Consider the following 17,727-nt stretch of genomic DNA (forward strand, 5'->3'; position numbering starts at 1 on the left):
TTACTTCACGTTCATAAACACAGGTACTTTATGACCAACATTCCCCCGGCAAAAAACTTCACCGCATATGTGCATGCAGATATTTTTCCCGTGTAGCAAGCCCACCCCGGATATGTCGTTCCCGCTTGTTCACATCAAGAACTTTCCTCACCTCAACGGCCAGTGCCGGGTTGATCAGTTTCAGCCGTTCCACACAATCCTTATGTTTGGTTGTCACTAATTAGAACGGTTTCATCTAAGCCTAAATCACCGAAGATTCGTAAGTAAATATCTACGTTACCATCCTTGTCTACTTCAATTTTCTGGATAATCCGTTTAAGCTGTGCATTGGTCATCTGGTGAACATCGGAAATATCTTCAATCTCTTTAAACGTGCGATTCAAGATTGTTCCCAGTTGTTCACCTTTTGTCAGGTGATAAGCAACCATTTTCAACTCATTCTCCAGACGCTCGATTTCCTGTTTTGTGCCGCCGATTTTTTCATTCAGTTCCTCACGTGTAATGAGGTCATCGGTGTACATATCCATGTATTTCTGACGCATTTTTTGAAGCTTGTGAAGCTGTGCGTTCAATTCCTTTTCGTAATTCAGGTTCTCATCCTTGGCTTTGTAAACCCTCTGGAATTCGCCTGTTACGTGACGAATTACATTTTTCTTTGCTTTCAGCAGCTCGGAAAAGTATTCGGACAGAACTTCAATCAACTCTTCCTCGTCCACTGTCTGAGCATTCGGGCAGCTATCCGCCCCACGTCCATTATGACCGGAACATACCCAGCGAATATAAGTATTCTTATAAGTACGAACAGTTCGTCGAAATGACCAGCCACATTCCTTACATTTAATCAGAGTAGAAAACAAATACTTATTGCTCTGCCGTTCCTTTGTTAATTTAAAAGTCTTGCTTCTGCACTCCAAAATCTCCTGTGCCTTTTCATACATTTCCGGCTCAATAATCCGCAGTTCCGGACGTTCTGTTACCATCCACTCCGTTTCATCTTTTTCCGTTCTCTGTCCGGTCAGGAAGTCAGTTACTTCCTGCTTTCCATTGATAATTTTTCCGGTATAAAGTTCATTCGTTAAAATCCGGCACGTCGCATTCTGGCTCCACTGACAATTACGCTTTGTTCGGATGCCTTTCGCATTCAGCATGTTTGCAATCTTGGCGGCACCATATCCTTCTTCGATATACCATTTATAAATCTGCCTGATAACAGCTGCTTCTTCCTCGTTGATTGCCAAATTAAAGTAATCTCCAATGGTTTTATCATATCCGTACACAATATTCGGAACTCGTCCTTTTTCAGCATTCATTTTCTTGCCGAATTTCACACGCTTTGAAGTATTGGCACTTTCTTCCTGCGCCAATGCACCGAAGATTGTCAGAACAAATTCACTGTTTCCCATGCTGGTCATGTTGGCCGTCAAAAACTGTGTCTCGATTCCTAATGCTTTCAGTTTGCGGACATTCTGCAGAAGGTCTACAGTATTTCTGGCAAAGCGAGAGATGTCCTTTACTACTACCATATCAAATAGTCCATGTTCAGCATCAGCCATCATGCGTAAAAATTCTTTTCGATTTTTTATTTTCGTGCCTGAAATACCCTCATCTGCATATAATCTAACTAAGTTGTCACCAGTACGCTGGGTGTACTCAGAGAAAAATTGCTTTTGAGCTTCCAGACTGTTGAGCTGATCAGCTTTATCAGTGGAGACACGACAATAAGCAGCTATATTCATATCTAATACCTTTCTGTTATATTTAAGTCGTTCTGTTACAACTTTATTGTACCATCTAAAATATAATTGTAAATAGCAAAATAAGGAATACCCTTTCTTCAGAATATTCCTTATATGCATTACTCTTCGATAAAAAAATTTTCTAACAATAGCATAATGGATTGTTCATCAACATTACCTGGTTCTTTTAAATTTTTTTTCTTTTTATTCAATAACAAATATGTATCTGTAAAAACATCTTGTATCGTCCCAAGGCATTTATCTTTTGCTAATTTAACCATCAACTCAAGAATTACACGATCCACATAGATATGCAAATGTTCTCCTAACATTTGTATTCGTTTATGGCTTTCCCCTGCATGAACAATAGCATTTCTAAGCCTATATAAGCGATAAAGATGCCATTCAATTCTTTGACAATACTTTTCGGAAAGATGCCATAATTTTTCGCGATTTTCTCTTTGCTCATATAAGTTATATATTTTATAACGTATATTGGGATAATACTTAAGCTCATTCGCAAAATAATCTTCTCGATATTTCTCATATTTTTCAAGAAATATAAAGCCTGCGATTTTACAAATCTCTTTATCGAATTCTGTTATATCTTTAAGCAACAAACTTACTTTTCGATTACCTAAATTATTTTTCAAATCGTCAAGTATATTAGAAAATATGCATTCGAAATAGTCATTTTGTAGAATGGAAACTATATTATCAGTAACGCTTTCAATTTTGGATTTTGAACTATCTGTAACACTTGCAACCTCCAACGCTGACCACAAATTAAGAAATGCATCATTTAAGTCTTGTTGATTTAATGCCGCATTATGCAAATCAACAATCTTATTAAGCTGAGAATAAGTTTCCTTTCCTTTTTCTTGGCATCCCAAAACAATTGTATCTATTTCAGTTTTAAAATTTTCTCGTGGCTCAGGCTTGATACTTTTATACCCAAACGCTTTTACGGGAAGAATTATTCCCTCTTGGGTATCTTGTCGAATTACCAATCCGTTTTTACCTATTACACTGATATTATCATTCAAAAAAACTTCTAAATATCTCAAAAAAATTTCTAATGCAGAATACGCTCGTTTCATTGCTGAATAATTATCATATGCCTTTGTTTCCATAACCCCTATAAAGGACTTTTGCTTTCTTTTAATCTGTTTAAAGCAACCATCATCTTCAAACGAAATATGCAATCTTTCATTTAACAACTTTTGATATGGCTTTAATTTTTCATAAAAAACAAAGTACACTTTGTATTTACCAATTTCAAAATCAAACCTATTCAAAAAAATCTGTGCTTTTTTTTCTGGATCATTTATACTTTCCTCAAATATATTTCTCAGGAATCTATATATATATTCCGATGAATATCCATGCCATAGCAAAAAAGCAAGCCAAGCACGAAGTCCTTTTTCAATTTCTGTTTTACGGTTTGATTCCGACAAATTTTCTTTCAAGTATTTACAACATATTTCATAGTACTTTTTCTTTGGTATCTTATTGAATATATAATGTACCGCTGTTCTTTGATCTTTATCTAAAAATTTTGCCATCTCTTCAATAACTTCATATTTATACAACTCTCGAACAATAACGTCTGTCATTAAACTCGACTTAATCTCTTTTGCAATTATATCTAATTGATATTGCTTAATACTCCCTTTCACCACATCTTTTTCAGTATCAACATATTCTTCTAATAATGTTTGTGTATTATGAACAGGCGCTTTAACAATATCATCTGAATAATGAAACAACATTTCTTGTAGTCTTTGAACAAAAAATAAATATCCATCCTTAGTAGATGTCCAATCTTGTGTAATATATTTCATTTTTCATCCCCCTCGCATTTTTGTAAATCAATCATTTTTTATCAAGTACCACTTTGCATACCTATTAGTTCCTGTTGTAACAACAATTCCATCCTTTTTCATTGCCTGTAACAAATTAGAAACCTTCTTCGATTTCTGTTCATCGCTAAGTACTTCTGGCAATGCTTTTTCCAGTACTTCCATTAAATCTCTTTTGCTGGCTTCTCCCATTGACTGAAGTGCTTTTATAATTAACTGCTTGCAAATATCATCATCTAACCCTTTATTTCGAACATAAGCAGCTTTCTGTCCGACAATATCTGCCACCTTGAAAGATACAAAAACATTAGGATAACGTCCTTCCACAAGACCTTTTTTCTTCAAATCCTTAAAGCTTTCTTTAGAAACTACTTCCTGTTTCTGAACTTTATCCAACAAAAATACAGTTCTCATATCTAAATCTTCATTGGAATATAAAAGCTGAGTATAATTCTTATCCAATATCTTTCCGTACACAGTCACTGTAACTCTATTAATTGTGTTCAAATCATATGTCGGCAATGGGAAGCATTTATCACGCTGTATCTGATACATCATTGGTATTCCCATTGAATTTGTATCAATCATATACAGATTTACCATTGCGTTACACAAAAACACATTTCGATAATACGGTGGTTTATATCCCGGTTCCAGTGCTTGTTCAATAGTTTCTGGTATAAAAGCCCCCTCATTGATAAATACCAGTCTGTCCTCAAATTCCTCTACGTTGATTTTTCCACGCAAGCGATAGTCCTGATGAGCAATACAGTTATTAATAATCTCTTTGATCAGCTCTGGTTCATATTGATCTACTTCATCCGGAAACAAAGTCTGCTGTCCGGCAATATAACGATACTTTACATTTCTGATCCTGGAATATACCTTATCCACTGCCATTAACATCGGTATATCAAAATGTTCATAAGCTTTTACCGAATTATCTGCATTATAAAGTGTCCAGGTAATTCTAGGAATAAAGCCATCAAAGAAATATTTAGCCTCACTTTTTCCTAATAACAATAATGCCGTTCTGGTGATTTTTCCTTTTATTGTAATACCAGCTTTATTTAAAACCTCAATATCAGACAGTTTCTTTAAAACTTCCTGTGCTTTTTTTCGATCACTCTGACGTTTTGAGAAAAGTTCTCTTGCTCTTTTAATCGCTTCTTCATCCAAGTCTTCTATCGTTGCATCTTCTACAATTTCTTTTGACCAATCCATTCCTATTTGACTTCTAAGTAGATCTACTTTATTCATCGGAAGCGGTGATATAGATTCATGTTCTCTGGCATACGCTGCCCCTTGCCATGTTGTCGGAATCCCCCTAATAGCTGGAGGAATTTGAAATGCTATCACTCGACATTTTTCCATTGTCAGTTCGTATATCTCCAGAAATGTCAATCGTTCATTGGTTCCATTTACGATTTCCTTTTTCAAACTTTGCAGACTTCCCTGTTTCCGAAATTCCGTTCCTACATATCGTTTATCATCCGAAATTCCGAAAATCAGCCACGCCTCCTGTAATCCCCGAAGATTTGCTTCATTGCTAAGTGCAGAAAAATATTTACCAATGTCATTAAACGAATAATTTGTGCGTGCTTCTTTAAATTCTACAACTTCATTTTCAAAAGATTCTATCATGCGAACAATCTTTTCTTTTAATTGGCTATCCGTATATATCATATTCTTCCGCCTTTCAAAATTTTCTATGACTAAATTCTATGACTAATCTATGACTTTCTAGAACTAATTTTAACTGATTTTCAGACAGAACACAAGCAATAGCAAAAAAATAAAAGGCATCCCACGCGCTACGCAGGACACCCTCCATCATGTTTTGGTTCATTGGGAAGCTCATCCGCTGCTTCTTGTATTGCCTGTTCCACCTTACTTGCATTTGCTTCAATCAATATCTTTAACAGATAGTCGGCGGTTACTTCCGCAGTGTTTGGATTATGGAATCGATAATTAAGTTTTCTCTTTTTCATAGCGGAATTTCCACCTCCTCCCGTATGTCTTTGTCCATAACTATGAAAATGTTTTTTGAAATAGTCCTGCCAAATGCCATTCCTGTTCAACTTAAATAGATGCCGGTCAAAGGGGCATCCCTGTTGTAAACCACCGCTGTAAACAAACTCCAAAAAATCTAATTCTTTTTGTTTTTTCAGTTTTCTTTCCTCAATACCAAATTACTCTTATATATCTGTTTACTGTTTACAAATTCTACAAGTCAAAGCAATATCCATAGAAAAAAGTGTAAACAACACGCCAACTACCGTAAACCTGACTGGCATTTTACTGGAAAGGTAACTCCACCTGCCGGGCTTCCTTCTCAGTAATCGGATGCCAGTCATTTTCATTTTTTAAGTCTTTTGCGTCTCGTTTACAGTTTTCGTTTACACATACCCACGAACGCTGTGTACCGTAATCCTTGAATCTTGTCATCGTCCCCTGTTTCCAACCCACAATGCTTGTATTCATGATTTCACAGATGCGGTCTGTCTCCGCCTTCTTCGGCTTTACATAAGGATTGTCCAGTGCCTCTTTAAAAAGCATCAATGAACAGACTTTTCTGTCTTCATGTTCATCCAGCCATGCCTGTATCATTCCGGCTTCCGTATCATCCGCCATGAACTCCTGCCGCAGTTTATCAAGCTGTGTTTCTGTTTCCTTTGAAAACGCCAGTTTAAAATTTCCATTACGGTACAACATCATTGCTTCCGCCCACACCTGATCAATATACTGTCTGGATTCCTTCTCATTTTCGAGGATATGAACCTCCATCTCTGCCCGGTTCGTCTGAACCGGAACGAATCTTCGATTTCCGGTACGGTCAAACGGCAGGAATCGCTTAATATTGGATGTTCCTCCAAATACACATTGCCTCGGACGATCAAGAGCATATACTGCATAAGAATCCCGATAAGTCTCTTTCTGCCTGCTCAGAAAGCTCTTTGTTTCCTCAATACTCTTAGAGCGTGCCGTTGCGACCATTTCAGACATTTCAATCATCCAATGACCACGAAGCTGACAATAAACTTTTTCCGAATCCAGTTTGCCAATGTCATCAGTGAACCAGTCATCCTTTACTGCCATGAAACGAAAAAATGTAGATTTTCCCACGCCCTGACCCCCGACCAGACAGAGCATATATTCAAACTTAATTCCGGGGCGGAACGCACGGGCAATAGCTCCCAGCAAAAACATTTTCATACTTTCATAGGTCAACTCATCCACAGGTGCACCAAGAAAATGATGCAGCACATAGCGGATACGTTCCTGCCCATCCCATTGCAGACTGTTCAAATAATCCCGGACAGGGTGATATTTGTTCCGATCTGCCTGATGGACAATACTTTTCTGCACAATCTTATCCATCGTCAGACCGTAAGTCTCTTCCAAATAAAGCATAATATAGTTCAAATCCATATCTGTGAATGCCGGGCTTATCCGTTCCCACCACACGGGTTTTACAATGTCTGTCTGCTCAGTCAAAATATTGTGCCGGAATACATCTTTTAACAGAGGATCATGTTCTAAAATTAGCTTACAGTTATGCCGATTGTTTTTCACAGCACCCTTCTGTGTCATTTCCAGTTGTTCTCTGATTTCCTCTACTGTCAACTCCGTTTCCATTATATCCATTACTTCGCACAATTCCTGTCGTGTCTGTGGTGATAAAGTCTGAAATTCTCTGTTCAATCGCTGTCACCTCCTTCCCATGAGCCACCACTACGGCAACTCGTTCTTCTAATGTGCCTGATAATAATGTATCCAACAGGTACTCTGTTTCTGATATTTTTTCCAATGCCTCCATAAACAGCGGATGCCAGACATCTTCCACCTGTTTCGGAGCACACTCTTCTTTCCACTGTTTCAACAAATGCAGGTAATCTGCCAGTGCACGGAAATATCTATTTTCTGCCTGCAGATACCTCTGTTCCTGTGTTAGCTGTCGTTTGATTTGTTTTCTCTGTGGCGGGCTGTGCCCCATGTTCTCATAATGTATAGAAAAATCTCTTGCCAATTTCTCTGCCGCCTCTTTTGGTTTTAAATTGTACAAGTGTGCCGTAAAATCAATCACATCCCCATCTGCCTGACATCCGAAACAATGAAAACGCCTGTCCACTTTCATGCTTGGATTCTTGTCACGGTGAAATGGACAGACCGCCATTCCATTCTTGTTTACCCGTATTCCATAGCTTTCTGCAGCCTGCCGGGTAGTCACAGACTGTTTAACTGCTTCAAATATATTCATCCTTTTCCTCTTTTCTTTACATCACAACTCCATATCGTTCCTTCCCAATTTAGTTCTTCCTTCGTGTTCCCATCGCTCTCGGTTCTCCTGTTCCGCAGTAATTTTTGCTTTTGCCAGCCTATCCAGAATGGAACTTCTGGCTTTTTTCTTAATCTGTTCGGTATTCACCTTTTTGACTTCCGGTTTTATCAGCGTGGTCTGGATTGTTTTAACTGCTGTCTGCATAGCTTTTGTAATTTTGGTAATTACTCCGTCCAATCGACTTACAGCATAAGTTCTTTCTTTTTGGGAAGCCTTGCGCTCAGGGGAAAGCACCCACGCCTTTGACTGTTCTACCAGACGAATGTCTTCTTTATGGGTTTCCACTCTGACCTCATCCGTCACAACCTCCACAGCTTTGTCGTAAGCAATATCTGAAACTTCATCGATCAAAGCTTCTACTTCTTCAATTTTCAAAGTAAGTGTATCCAGTATTTCTGTCTGGTTTTTCATCTGTTCCTTTTGCTTAAACAGGATATAATCCTGCTTTTCAAGATAATCTCGCCCTCCATAAGACGGTTCTTCTTCCAGATGCAACCCGTATTTTCGAGTTATATCAAAAAGCATTGTCCGGCAAATAGCATCAAAAGTCTGCTTTCGATTATTATTGCGGCCTTTAGGTTTATCCGGTTTTGGAAGTGCAATCCCTAATTCTTCCAGTGCTTTTTCCTGCTGGGGACAGATTTCCCCGTACTTATTCTCACAATCAAAAACATGACGTTCATGAATGTGCGGCGTTCCTTCGTCCAAATGCAGTGCCCAGTCCAGAATATGGACATGAGAACCGAACCGATTTGTGAACTGCTTTGTAAAGTCCTGTACGACCGCAAGTAATATTTCATAGGAAACAGATTCTTCTACTGTTCCTATTTGAAAAATAGTTTCCTCTGGACAGGTTTTATTGTTCTTTAGTAAATCTTCCACAGATCGGTTACGCTCTGTATGACGGGTTCTTGCATTTCTTTCATTCTGCGCTTCTATATATTTTCCATAATGTTCCTGATAAAAAGTACATTCAATTTTCTCAAAACTGATATCCTGAGAATCTTCTTCCCTGTTCTGCATTGTGGTATAGCCACGGTAACAGTCCCAGTAAATATTTTCTCTGACTCTTCCAGCATCAATATGTTCACTGTTTTCCAAGTCGAAACGGCGATCATTATGCCTGGGATTATAAGTGCCATTTTTCCCGGAGCGTCCATTGTGTCTTGTTGCTTTCAATAATTTTCTTGCCCTCCTTTTTCACGTTTTTCCAAATTAAATAAGGCAGCGAAGCTGCAAACCTGCGTGAATTTGCGTCAGGTAATACCCAGTACGAGTAGACGCACGCATCAACTCACTGGGCAATGGCTGCCGCCCTTAACCTGCACAAAAGACTTCGCTCTCCGCTCTGCTCCAGATTTAGTTACTATTCTCCGGCACCCTTCCATTCCCCTTTGCCATCCATTCGAAAAAAGCAATTTTACTAACCTTAATTAATCTGCCGCTTCGAAATGCCGGAAAACCGGGTGTATGAACCAGTTCATAAGCCGTTACTCTGGAAATCCCCATAATCCGCTGAATATCAGCCACATCCAGTACAAGAGGCAGTTCATCATAATTGTTTAATCTCTTATTTTCACTCATGTTGTTCCTCCATTTTTGATCTCATTTTTTTAGCTTCTCATTGCCGTTTTCTCTTTCCTGTTTCCTGAGTCATACTGCTGTCAAGGCATACAACACGTCATCCATTCGGATGCGCTCACTTCTTTTATCGAAGGTCATGGCGGTTTATCTCAGGTTAGACGGTCATAAAGTTGTCAAAGTACACTGCATAGTACGAAATTACCATTCAATCGTATCTTATCAATCTCATCTTGACTTTTCAATACTTTCGCGATACCATAAATGTAACTAATATTATATTTTTTAAAATTACCATACAAAACAGGAGCAAATAGAAATGGCTTATCAATTTATAAGGCAAGAACCTTGCTACGACCACATCCTCTTCGTTCTGGCATTGGATAGAGACAAAATGAAGGAGCGAATTTTAATCGGAACGGAACAGCAAATCCGTTTTCGACTGGACGGAAATAAAGATAACGATGTCATATATGATATAACACGTCCTCTAGGACGTTTTCTGATAGATTTTGAATATGATAAAGAAAAGAACTGGAATATATATGGACTTGCTCCCCTACGTGATGCATTGCACACTAACCGTTGGAAACAGCCTGCACTGGAACAGACTGCTGGTGATTTTCTGGCAAAAAAATATCTCACCGGTGATCCGGTGAGAATGTATGCTACATTCCGTATTTGGAATGAATATCTTGTTACAAGGGAATATCGTGACCGTAATACTGCCTGTGATCGTTTTATAGAAAAAATCCAAATTTTGACTCAGGCATTCCAAACAGAAAATGTCATGAATTTTAATTCTGATACCGGAAAACCAGAACGTTTTCATACTGGCAGTCTTTATTTCCGCAACACTCCTGCTGAAATCACTCGACTTGAACTTTGGTTTCCGGATAATAGGCGCAGAACAGAATGCGTAGCTGCCTATAGCTCTTTTTATCCGCTTATCACTTATTACTTGAATCGACTGAATGACTGGGGCCTTTGTTTCCGTCAGTGCAAAGTCTGTGGAAAATATTTTCTGGCAAAAAGCCAGCGTTATGAACTGTGCAGTGATAAGTGCCGTAAAGCACAGGCACTTCAAAACAAAAGGGAGTTTGATGAACGAGCCAGAGAAAATAACTATGATCTGCTTTATAAAAATGAATGCCAGAATTGGCGTAATAAAATCAATAAGTCCCAAAAAACTGCTAATTTTCCGATTGAACGCCTGGAAGAAATGAAAAATGCGTTTGACCTTTTTAAGAAAGAAGCTCTGCAGCGTAAGAAAGCTGTAAAGGCAGGAGCAACCAGTCCGACAGAATTCACAGACTGGTTGTATCAGCAGAGCAATATTATCTTAAAACTCAGCAAAATCTGAATCCATCCCTGTAAAGGAAAGGCAGCGAATTTACTCGCTGCCTGCCTTCTCATTGAACTTGTATCCTACACCCCAGACGGTTTGAATATATACCGGGTTACCCGGATCATCTTCTATTTTCTCACGAATATGACTGATATGGCTCATTACTATATTGTAATCGCCAAAATAGGATTCTTTCCAGACTATATCATAAATCTGTTCTTTACTAAATACTCTTCCTGGATTTTGTGCTAATAACTGCAGGATTTCAAACTCGGTGTAAGTTAATTCTATTTTTCTATTATCACGAACGACTTCTCTCCGTTTCAAATCAATCGCTATACCCTTATGCCATATTTTCGATTGAAATTGTATTTCCTGAAAAAGAAATTTCTCTCTGCCGGAATCTAACACAGAAATAACAGAATTTACCAAATCTTCCTCAGCTCCCTCGAATGATACCAGCAATATTTTTCCCACCTAATCGTCCTCGTTTCATTTAATACTAACTTAATGTTTCGCCTCTGAAGTATATCCATCAAATGTTTCCGCTTCCGGATTAAATTCAGTAAATAATTCCTGCATTCTATTTTTGCTTACTTTTTGAAAGCTGCTGATCTTTCCACTTTTGTCTCTCGTTACTTCAATGTACATAGTTCCGTTGCTGTTAGAAAAGATTCCCCTTCCCTCATCATATAAATCTGCTATAATCTTACCATTATAAACCCAGTTTCCTTGAGCATCACAAGATACTCCATAATCAGCATACTCCTGTGGAACAGCAATATTAAGACCTTTTCCCTCTTCACTGCTATATTCGCCCATGTCATCAGCCGCTATGTTCTCACTTCCTCCTTCTTCAAAAACAGATCCTTTCATTTCATCTGCAGTTACAGCTTCTCCGCCGGAACTTTCAACCAATACTGCCGGTTCTGACCAAAAATCATCTGATAACGGTTCTGCCTTTACGTCTGTGATGGTGCCATAGTTTTCCCTTTGCACTTCAACTCGAAGCGTACCTCCACGTTTGGAACTTATTGTATAAGTACCCGGCTTAAACTCATCCCGGAAATATCCAATGGTCTTTCCATCATACATCAGAAATCCTGTTTCTTTCTGGTAAGTTATTCCCGCTTTTGCATATTCAGAAAGCTGTTCTTCGCTGAATACATTTTCATTACTGTCTTTATTTTCGGTGACCGTTTCTGCTTCCTGCTTCGCATATTCTATATTTTCCGGAGAATATGCCATTGTAATTCCCACTGCATCATCAGATGATTTCGACAACTTCATCCCATCTTTTATTTTTTGAAGATTATCCTCATAAAGTGCAATCGTCTCATCTACCTTTTCCTGTGTCCATACAAACCATCCGTCGCCGCCTGTATAAGCTTTTTCACCAATCATAGACTGCAGAACTTCTTTTTCCTCGTCCAGCCATTTCGCATACTCTTCTGCTGTCCACCATTCCACATCCGAACTTGAAAGTGATTCATCTTCCCGGATATTCACTTCGTTTAAAGCAACTGTTGTTTCACCGTTTTCTTGCGCTGTCTCTGTCTTTTTCTCCAAGGATGATGCGGAAGTTGCAAATCCACCTGTCACGCAAATTACCAATACTGCACTTATAATTACTGCAAACTTAGATGTCTTCTTTATCTTCATAATTGCTCTTATCCTCTCTTCAATCGCATTTTTACTGAAACTGTTACATAATGGTGTCAGTCCGCTCTTTTTTTCTTCCATAGATATTAAAGCAGTTGCATATACCGACTTTATATCCATTCCAAATCTACGGACTACGGTTTCGTCACAGGATAATTCCAAATCTCTGTTAAAAAGAATATACATTACCCACACAAGAGGATTAAACCAATGAATGCATACTGCAGCAATCATTATCAGCTTTGTAAGCATATCAAGCCGTCTGATATGCACATATTCATGTTCCAACACATAACGAAGCTGATAAATATTTTTCCATTCTGTATTTTTCGGCATTAAAATAACTGGGCGAATCACACCATAAGAAAGTGGTGCAGCTATGGTTTCTGTCTGCCGGATGGATAGACTCCTTTTTAGTGGATGTTTTTCCTTCCATGCTTCCAAAATATCATTTTCAACAGGCAGCGAAAATCGAAATTCCCGATAACATTTTATATAGGAAACCGCAAAAAATCCAAAACAAAGTAACAGACCTGCCAGCCATATTACACTCAAAATCGAAATGGATTCTGTTCTCTGTACCATAGCCTCTGATAATCCATTTGCTATCTCAGGCATATTCCCATGAATGGGTAAAAATGTTGTCGTTTGCGCCGTTCTCACTGGGTTTATATCAGAATAAATACTCTGCAACAGAGAATAAATACTTGTGACTGATTTTATGGAAAATGGAACTAATAACCGTATTAATGCAATCCACCATAAAATCAAAAATGTTTTCTTCGGTAATCTGTTGATAAGCACAGCCCTTAATACCACAATAAGTAAAATAATAACCGTTCCCAGAAAACTCATTTGCAGCAGGCTCATATACATCACCTCATTCCAATTCACTGACGATCTGCTTCAGGTTCTTAATCTGCTCCATAGAAAGTTTTTTTCTGCCAAGAAGTGCCGCAAACAACTTGTCAACAGATCCATCATATATCTTATCAATAAGTTCATCTGTTTCCAGATCCTGTACCTGTTCTTTTGCTATAAGCGCATGGCACATAAATCCCGGTTCCGTTCGTTCAATCGCGCCTTTATTGATACACCGCTTAATCAATGTATACGTTGTGTTTTTATTCCAGCCGACTTCTCTGTTTAAAGTATCTGCAACATATTTCGCTGGCACGTCACCATCCTTCCACAGAACATCCATTACCTTTAATTCCGAATCAAAAAGTTTGATATTTTCCTCTGTCACTTGTTTCGCCTCCTATAAGACTACAGTAGTCTGTTCTTGTTTTCAGACTACCACAGTCTTATAACATTGTCAATCATTTTCTGTCGCTAGGAAAAGAAAAACAGCCAGCCTTTCGGCTGACTGCTCCATACTAAATATAAACCATTTCGTTCAGTACAATTTCTTCTGCTCTGTTTCTAATATTATTACACCGTTGTACCCAAAGCATAGCATCTTTCCGCTTCAATTCCTCCGTCACTCCCTCAGCCGCTTTCATCTGATCAACAATACACGTAAACCGTTCCTCCGCTTGTTCGTCCAAATCCTCCAGATAGCTCCAAAGTTTTCCGGTCAGCAGTAAACTGGAATATCTACCGTAGCACTGCTTTTTCAGATACTCCCTGTGCATTCGTCCCCACTTACCGATAGATCGCTTTTCCTCCGGCAGCTTCAAGTCTGGGATATAATAATCCCCGACAAGTACATAATCAATGCCATTCTCCGTAATTCTTGTTTTCAAATCCTTCATGGTTCGTTCCTCCTTGGTTTTTCTTATTCTATTACCCAAACGAACCGTTCTATATTGTTACTTCCATATGTACCGTACTCTTACTGATCCCGAACTTCTTCGCCGCCTGCCTCACCGTCGCCTTTGTTTCCACAATATATCCTGCGATCGCAACTGCACGTTCCTCAATATAATCTTTCACTGCCAAGCCCCCGAAGACGCTTTTTTACAGTGTATGCAAAAGATCTGAAAGGTATGTACCCTGTCACTCTGCTGTCTGAAACTCCTTCCGGAAAACCACCGCAGCCCCGACAATAAACGCACAGCAGATCACCCACGTCACAGGTTCGCAGATGCATACGGCGATATAGCCCCAGACCGGGACGAGCCAGATGGCAAAGATAACTTTACCGATCAGTTCCAACGTACTGCATATCAAAGGTGCTTTCAGGTGCTGCATTCCCTGCAGTGCGTTTCGTAAGATTACCAGCACTGCCATTGGCGGGATCATGGGGATGCTGACCCGAAGATAAAGCAGTCCGTTAGAGATCACCTCCGGGTTGCTGCTTCCGGTAAGAAGCCGGATCGCTGCCGGTGCCAGGGTAAAAGTAAACATAAGTGCAATGATCCACCAGATCCCATACAGAAGAATTGCTGTCCGACAGCCTCTGCGGATTCTTTTTCCCAGGCCCGCCCCATAGTTCTGGCTGGCATAGATCGCCGTGCTGGTTCCAAGTGCCAGTCCTGGAATATAAAACAGTTCCGCAAGCCTCCTGCCTCCAACCTGCGCCGCAATATAAACACTTCCAAGTGCATTGATACTGCTCTGAAGGATCACACTGCCAATACAATAAATAGCATTCATCATCCCCATACTTAAACCGGAGAAAAACATCTCTATTACAAAATTCTTCTTCACTTTGAATTCATTTTTCGAAAATCTCAGTTCCGGATAATAGCGCACAATATACCCCAAACCGATCCCGGCGCTGATTCCCTGAGCCAGAACTGTCGCAGACGCAGCACCTTGTACTCCCAGTCCCAACGGTCCCATAAACCAGAAATCCAGTCCCACATTCAGGACACTGCTGAAAAGCAGAAAAACAAGGGGCATCACACTGTTTCCTACAGCCTGTAAAAGACTCGCCTCCAGATTATACAGCATAGTCAGCGGAATTCCCGCCAGAATGATCGTCAGATAGCGCAAAGCTCCGTCCATCACATCATCCGGGATCTGCATCACCTGAAGCAGTCCTTTTCGAAATATCAAAAAAGCGACAGTCAGCACAACTGAGCAAAAGCAGGACAAACACGTCATCCAGCACACCGACTTCTTCACTCCCTGCTGGTCTCCTGCTCCGAAGTTCCGGCTCACTCCAAGAGCCAGTCCATTATTCATTCCAAACGCAAAATTCGTGATCAGACTATATAACGCCGCAGTAGCACCAATCTGTGCAAGCGCTCCATCCCCCAGCAGATTTCCCGCAATCGAGGTATCTACAAGATTATAAAACTGCTGAAGCAGATTTCCAAGAAAAAGCGGCATGGCAAAACGCAGCAAAAGCGAGGTCGGACTTCCCTTCGTCATGTCCATCGTTTGACTTTTCTTTTTCAGATCCATAATAACTTTCCTCCCTAATCCATATGGCAACTGACATCCTTCTTAATCACCGTCTGTAAAACAGACATCAGTATTTTCTTTTATTATACAATCCGACACACAGTTGCTGCTGTAAAAATAGCGGTGTATACTATAACAAAAACGACAGGGAGATTTTTTATGATACGTAATGCAAACTGGGTGGAAACCGATATCCACCAACAGGAATTCCCGGAACAGGAAAGATATCTCTTCGATCTGGTTGCAAACAGAGGCGATATCCATAAATTCATTACCGGAAATATTCCCGCACACTGGCATAATGAACTGGAGATTTTTATGCTGATGGAAGGCAGCGTCAGAATCGGGATCGGTGATACTTTTTACGATGTTCATGCCAGAGAAGGCTGTTTCATCAATGCCGGCATTCTTCATTCCTTTACCGGTCTTATCCCCTCCCCTTGCCTGTACCGTTCTTTTGTGTTTGATCCATCGATCATAAGCGGCGCCCCGGGCAGTGTTTTTGATATCCGCTATATCCGTCCCCTTATGGAAAAAGGCGCCGCTTTCATAAAAATCCCGGGAGATATCGTCCCGGGATCTTGTGATAAACATTTTTTTCAGGCATTTGACAACGCCTTTTCTGCCTGCGCCGATGAATTGCCCGGCTATGAATTTCAGGTACGCAACGCCCTCTCCGAAATACTTCTGATCATTCTGGAAAAGAACCGCGGCCTTTCTGCCCCACAGCTTCCCGAAATCCAGGAACTACGCCTGAAGCAAATGCTGGCATGGATCGATCAGAATCTGGAAAAAAATATCTCCGTAAAAGATATTGCGGCAGTTGCCAGCATCTGTGCCAGAGAATGCCAGCGTATTTTTCAAAGATATCTGAGCACCACACCTATGGCATATGTACGCCAGAGACGCCTTCTTCTGGCCGCCAGGCAGCTTACTCTCACGGACACACCAGTGACGGACATTGCGTTAAACTGCGGTTTCGCAAGCCCCTCCTACTTTACCCGGCATTTCCGGCTCCTTACCGGAACTACCCCTACACAGTACCGGGAAAACATCCGTAAATAGATTTTATTTTATGCTTTAGATTTTTTTGACTGCTTATAAAGCACAAGACAGACGATCACAAATGCTACTGTAACCACAACTGTCAGCGGAAGAATCATAGCAGATTCCGCTCCAAGCAGAAGCCCGAATCCCTGTCTCAGTGTCAGAATTCCAAAAATGGAAAAAATGAAAAATGCAACCGTATTGAGAATTCCCTCCGGTGCTTTGCTTTTCAGAAGATAACCGATCAGAAGGCCGATTACATCTGCCGCAAAAAGTCCCAATGAACAGGCCAGCCATACAACAACTGCTGCACTTAAACCTTCGTTTGCTCCAAATGTAATGGCAGTAAGCTGTGTCTTATCACCAAGCTCCGCAACAAAAAATGTACAGAATACAGACAACGGCGCAAACTTAATTTTCCGGTCCTTTACATTCTCTTCCTCATCATCGTCTCCCTTAAGCGTTGTTGCCGCAAAAAACAGGAACGCCGCACCGGCGATCAGACGGATCAGCCACGTAGGAACTACCGTACTGACAAGGCCTCCGGCAAGAACCGCCAGTCCGTTCAGCACCAGGATCGCAACACCGGTTCCAAACAGGATATCCTTCAGCTTGAACTTGGAAGTCATTGCCACCAGCATCAGCTGTGTTTTGTCGCCCATTTCCGCAATGAACTGGGTAAAAAGCACTTTCATAAATAGCAGCATCTTTCTTCTCCTTTGCATATGTGTCCGGTCCGGAGCCATAAAAAAAGACCCACGCATACTTTATCTCCATAATAGAAATAAAATA

Annotated in this window: 16 protein-coding genes and 2 pseudogenes; 2 read left to right on the plus strand and 16 right to left on the minus strand. The window is 40.1% G+C overall.

Annotated features, from left to right (window positions below):
- Positions 1–58: 58 nt before the first annotated feature.
- The 9 genes and pseudogenes from AC04Q6_RS06965 to AC04Q6_RS07005 form a co-directional block, all read right to left on the minus strand.
- Positions 59–214: pseudogene (locus tag AC04Q6_RS06965) on the minus strand (sporulation transcriptional regulator SpoIIID); the annotation flags it as partial.
- The gene (locus tag AC04Q6_RS06970) at positions 201–1,736 is read right to left on the minus strand and encodes a recombinase family protein (protein ID WP_476389596.1); all 1,536 of its coding nucleotides are present in this window, start codon (positions 1,734–1,736) and stop codon (positions 201–203) included. The gene AC04Q6_RS06970 and the pseudogene AC04Q6_RS06965, both read right to left, overlap by 14 nt.
- A gap of 119 nt (positions 1,737–1,855) precedes the next feature.
- The gene (locus AC04Q6_RS06975; RefSeq protein ID WP_015541718.1) at positions 1,856–3,580 is read right to left on the minus strand and encodes a hypothetical protein; all 1,725 of its coding nucleotides are present in this window, start codon (positions 3,578–3,580) and stop codon (positions 1,856–1,858) included.
- A gap of 27 nt (positions 3,581–3,607) precedes the next feature.
- Positions 3,608–5,284, minus strand: a complete 1,677-nt coding sequence (locus AC04Q6_RS06980) for an RNA-binding domain-containing protein (protein WP_117593511.1) — start codon at positions 5,282–5,284, stop codon at positions 3,608–3,610.
- A gap of 128 nt (positions 5,285–5,412) precedes the next feature.
- Positions 5,413–5,589, minus strand: a complete 177-nt coding sequence (locus AC04Q6_RS06985; RefSeq protein WP_171030313.1) for a hypothetical protein — start codon at positions 5,587–5,589, stop codon at positions 5,413–5,415.
- 307 nt (positions 5,590–5,896) lie between these two features.
- Entirely contained in the window at positions 5,897–7,246 is a 1,350-nt protein-coding gene (locus AC04Q6_RS06990) for a virulence-associated E family protein (protein WP_008707132.1), read from the minus strand.
- Positions 7,155–7,859 carry a CHC2 zinc finger domain-containing protein gene (locus AC04Q6_RS06995; RefSeq protein ID WP_008707134.1) on the minus strand — a complete coding sequence of 235 codons (705 nt, stop codon included), beginning with the start codon at positions 7,857–7,859 and terminating at the stop codon, positions 7,155–7,157. The genes AC04Q6_RS06990 and AC04Q6_RS06995 overlap by 92 nt, the downstream gene beginning before the upstream one ends.
- Positions 7,860–7,880: 21 nt before the next feature.
- Positions 7,881–9,119 (minus strand): plasmid recombination protein, encoded by a 1,239-nt coding sequence (locus AC04Q6_RS07000; RefSeq protein ID WP_008707136.1) that lies wholly within the window; start codon positions 9,117–9,119, stop codon positions 7,881–7,883.
- Positions 9,120–9,299: 180 nt separating this feature from the next.
- Positions 9,300–9,524, minus strand: coding sequence for a helix-turn-helix domain-containing protein (locus tag AC04Q6_RS07005; protein ID WP_008707138.1), 225 nt, complete (start codon positions 9,522–9,524; stop codon positions 9,300–9,302).
- A 316-nt stretch (positions 9,525–9,840) separates the two neighbouring features.
- Between AC04Q6_RS07005 and AC04Q6_RS07010 the strand changes: the two genes are divergently transcribed.
- The gene (locus AC04Q6_RS07010) at positions 9,841–10,884 is read left to right on the plus strand and encodes a DUF6076 domain-containing protein (protein ID WP_025577902.1); all 1,044 of its coding nucleotides are present in this window, start codon (positions 9,841–9,843) and stop codon (positions 10,882–10,884) included.
- A 30-nt stretch (positions 10,885–10,914) separates the two neighbouring features.
- Here the strand turns inward: AC04Q6_RS07010 and AC04Q6_RS07015 are convergent, their stop codons facing one another.
- The 6 genes and pseudogenes from AC04Q6_RS07015 to AC04Q6_RS07040 all read right to left on the minus strand — a co-directional run bounded on the left by AC04Q6_RS07015 (position 10,915) and on the right by AC04Q6_RS07040 (position 15,888).
- Positions 10,915–11,346, minus strand: a complete 432-nt coding sequence (locus AC04Q6_RS07015) for a winged helix-turn-helix domain-containing protein (RefSeq protein ID WP_020993285.1) — start codon at positions 11,344–11,346, stop codon at positions 10,915–10,917.
- 30 nt (positions 11,347–11,376) lie between these two features.
- A complete protein-coding gene (locus AC04Q6_RS07020) occupies positions 11,377–13,407 on the minus strand; it encodes a M56 family metallopeptidase (protein ID WP_244092593.1) in 2,031 nt (676 codons plus the stop codon).
- Between the two features lie 4 nt (positions 13,408–13,411).
- Positions 13,412–13,780, minus strand: a complete 369-nt coding sequence (locus AC04Q6_RS07025; RefSeq protein WP_008707144.1) for a BlaI/MecI/CopY family transcriptional regulator — start codon at positions 13,778–13,780, stop codon at positions 13,412–13,414.
- A gap of 130 nt (positions 13,781–13,910) precedes the next feature.
- On the minus strand, positions 13,911–14,288 hold the full coding sequence (locus AC04Q6_RS07030) for a TnpV protein (protein WP_008707145.1): 378 nt from the start codon (positions 14,286–14,288) through the stop codon (positions 13,911–13,913).
- 55 nt (positions 14,289–14,343) lie between these two features.
- Positions 14,344–14,469, minus strand: a pseudogene (locus tag AC04Q6_RS07035) (sporulation transcriptional regulator SpoIIID); the annotation flags it as partial.
- A gap of 63 nt (positions 14,470–14,532) precedes the next feature.
- Complete coding sequence (locus AC04Q6_RS07040; RefSeq protein ID WP_118062185.1) at positions 14,533–15,888, minus strand: MATE family efflux transporter; 1,356 nt, start codon at positions 15,886–15,888, stop codon at positions 14,533–14,535.
- A 159-nt stretch (positions 15,889–16,047) separates the two neighbouring features.
- On the opposite strand from AC04Q6_RS07040, the gene AC04Q6_RS07045 reads away from it, so the two are divergent.
- Positions 16,048–16,953 carry a helix-turn-helix domain-containing protein gene (locus tag AC04Q6_RS07045; protein WP_476389597.1) on the plus strand — a complete coding sequence of 302 codons (906 nt, stop codon included), beginning with the start codon at positions 16,048–16,050 and terminating at the stop codon, positions 16,951–16,953.
- 8 nt (positions 16,954–16,961) lie between these two features.
- Here the strand turns inward: AC04Q6_RS07045 and AC04Q6_RS07050 are convergent, their stop codons facing one another.
- Positions 16,962–17,642 (minus strand): TMEM165/GDT1 family protein, encoded by a 681-nt coding sequence (locus AC04Q6_RS07050; protein ID WP_476389598.1) that lies wholly within the window; start codon positions 17,640–17,642, stop codon positions 16,962–16,964.
- Positions 17,643–17,727: the final 85 nt, after the last annotated feature.

The organism is Blautia sp. HA9023 (assembly GCF_056504095.1).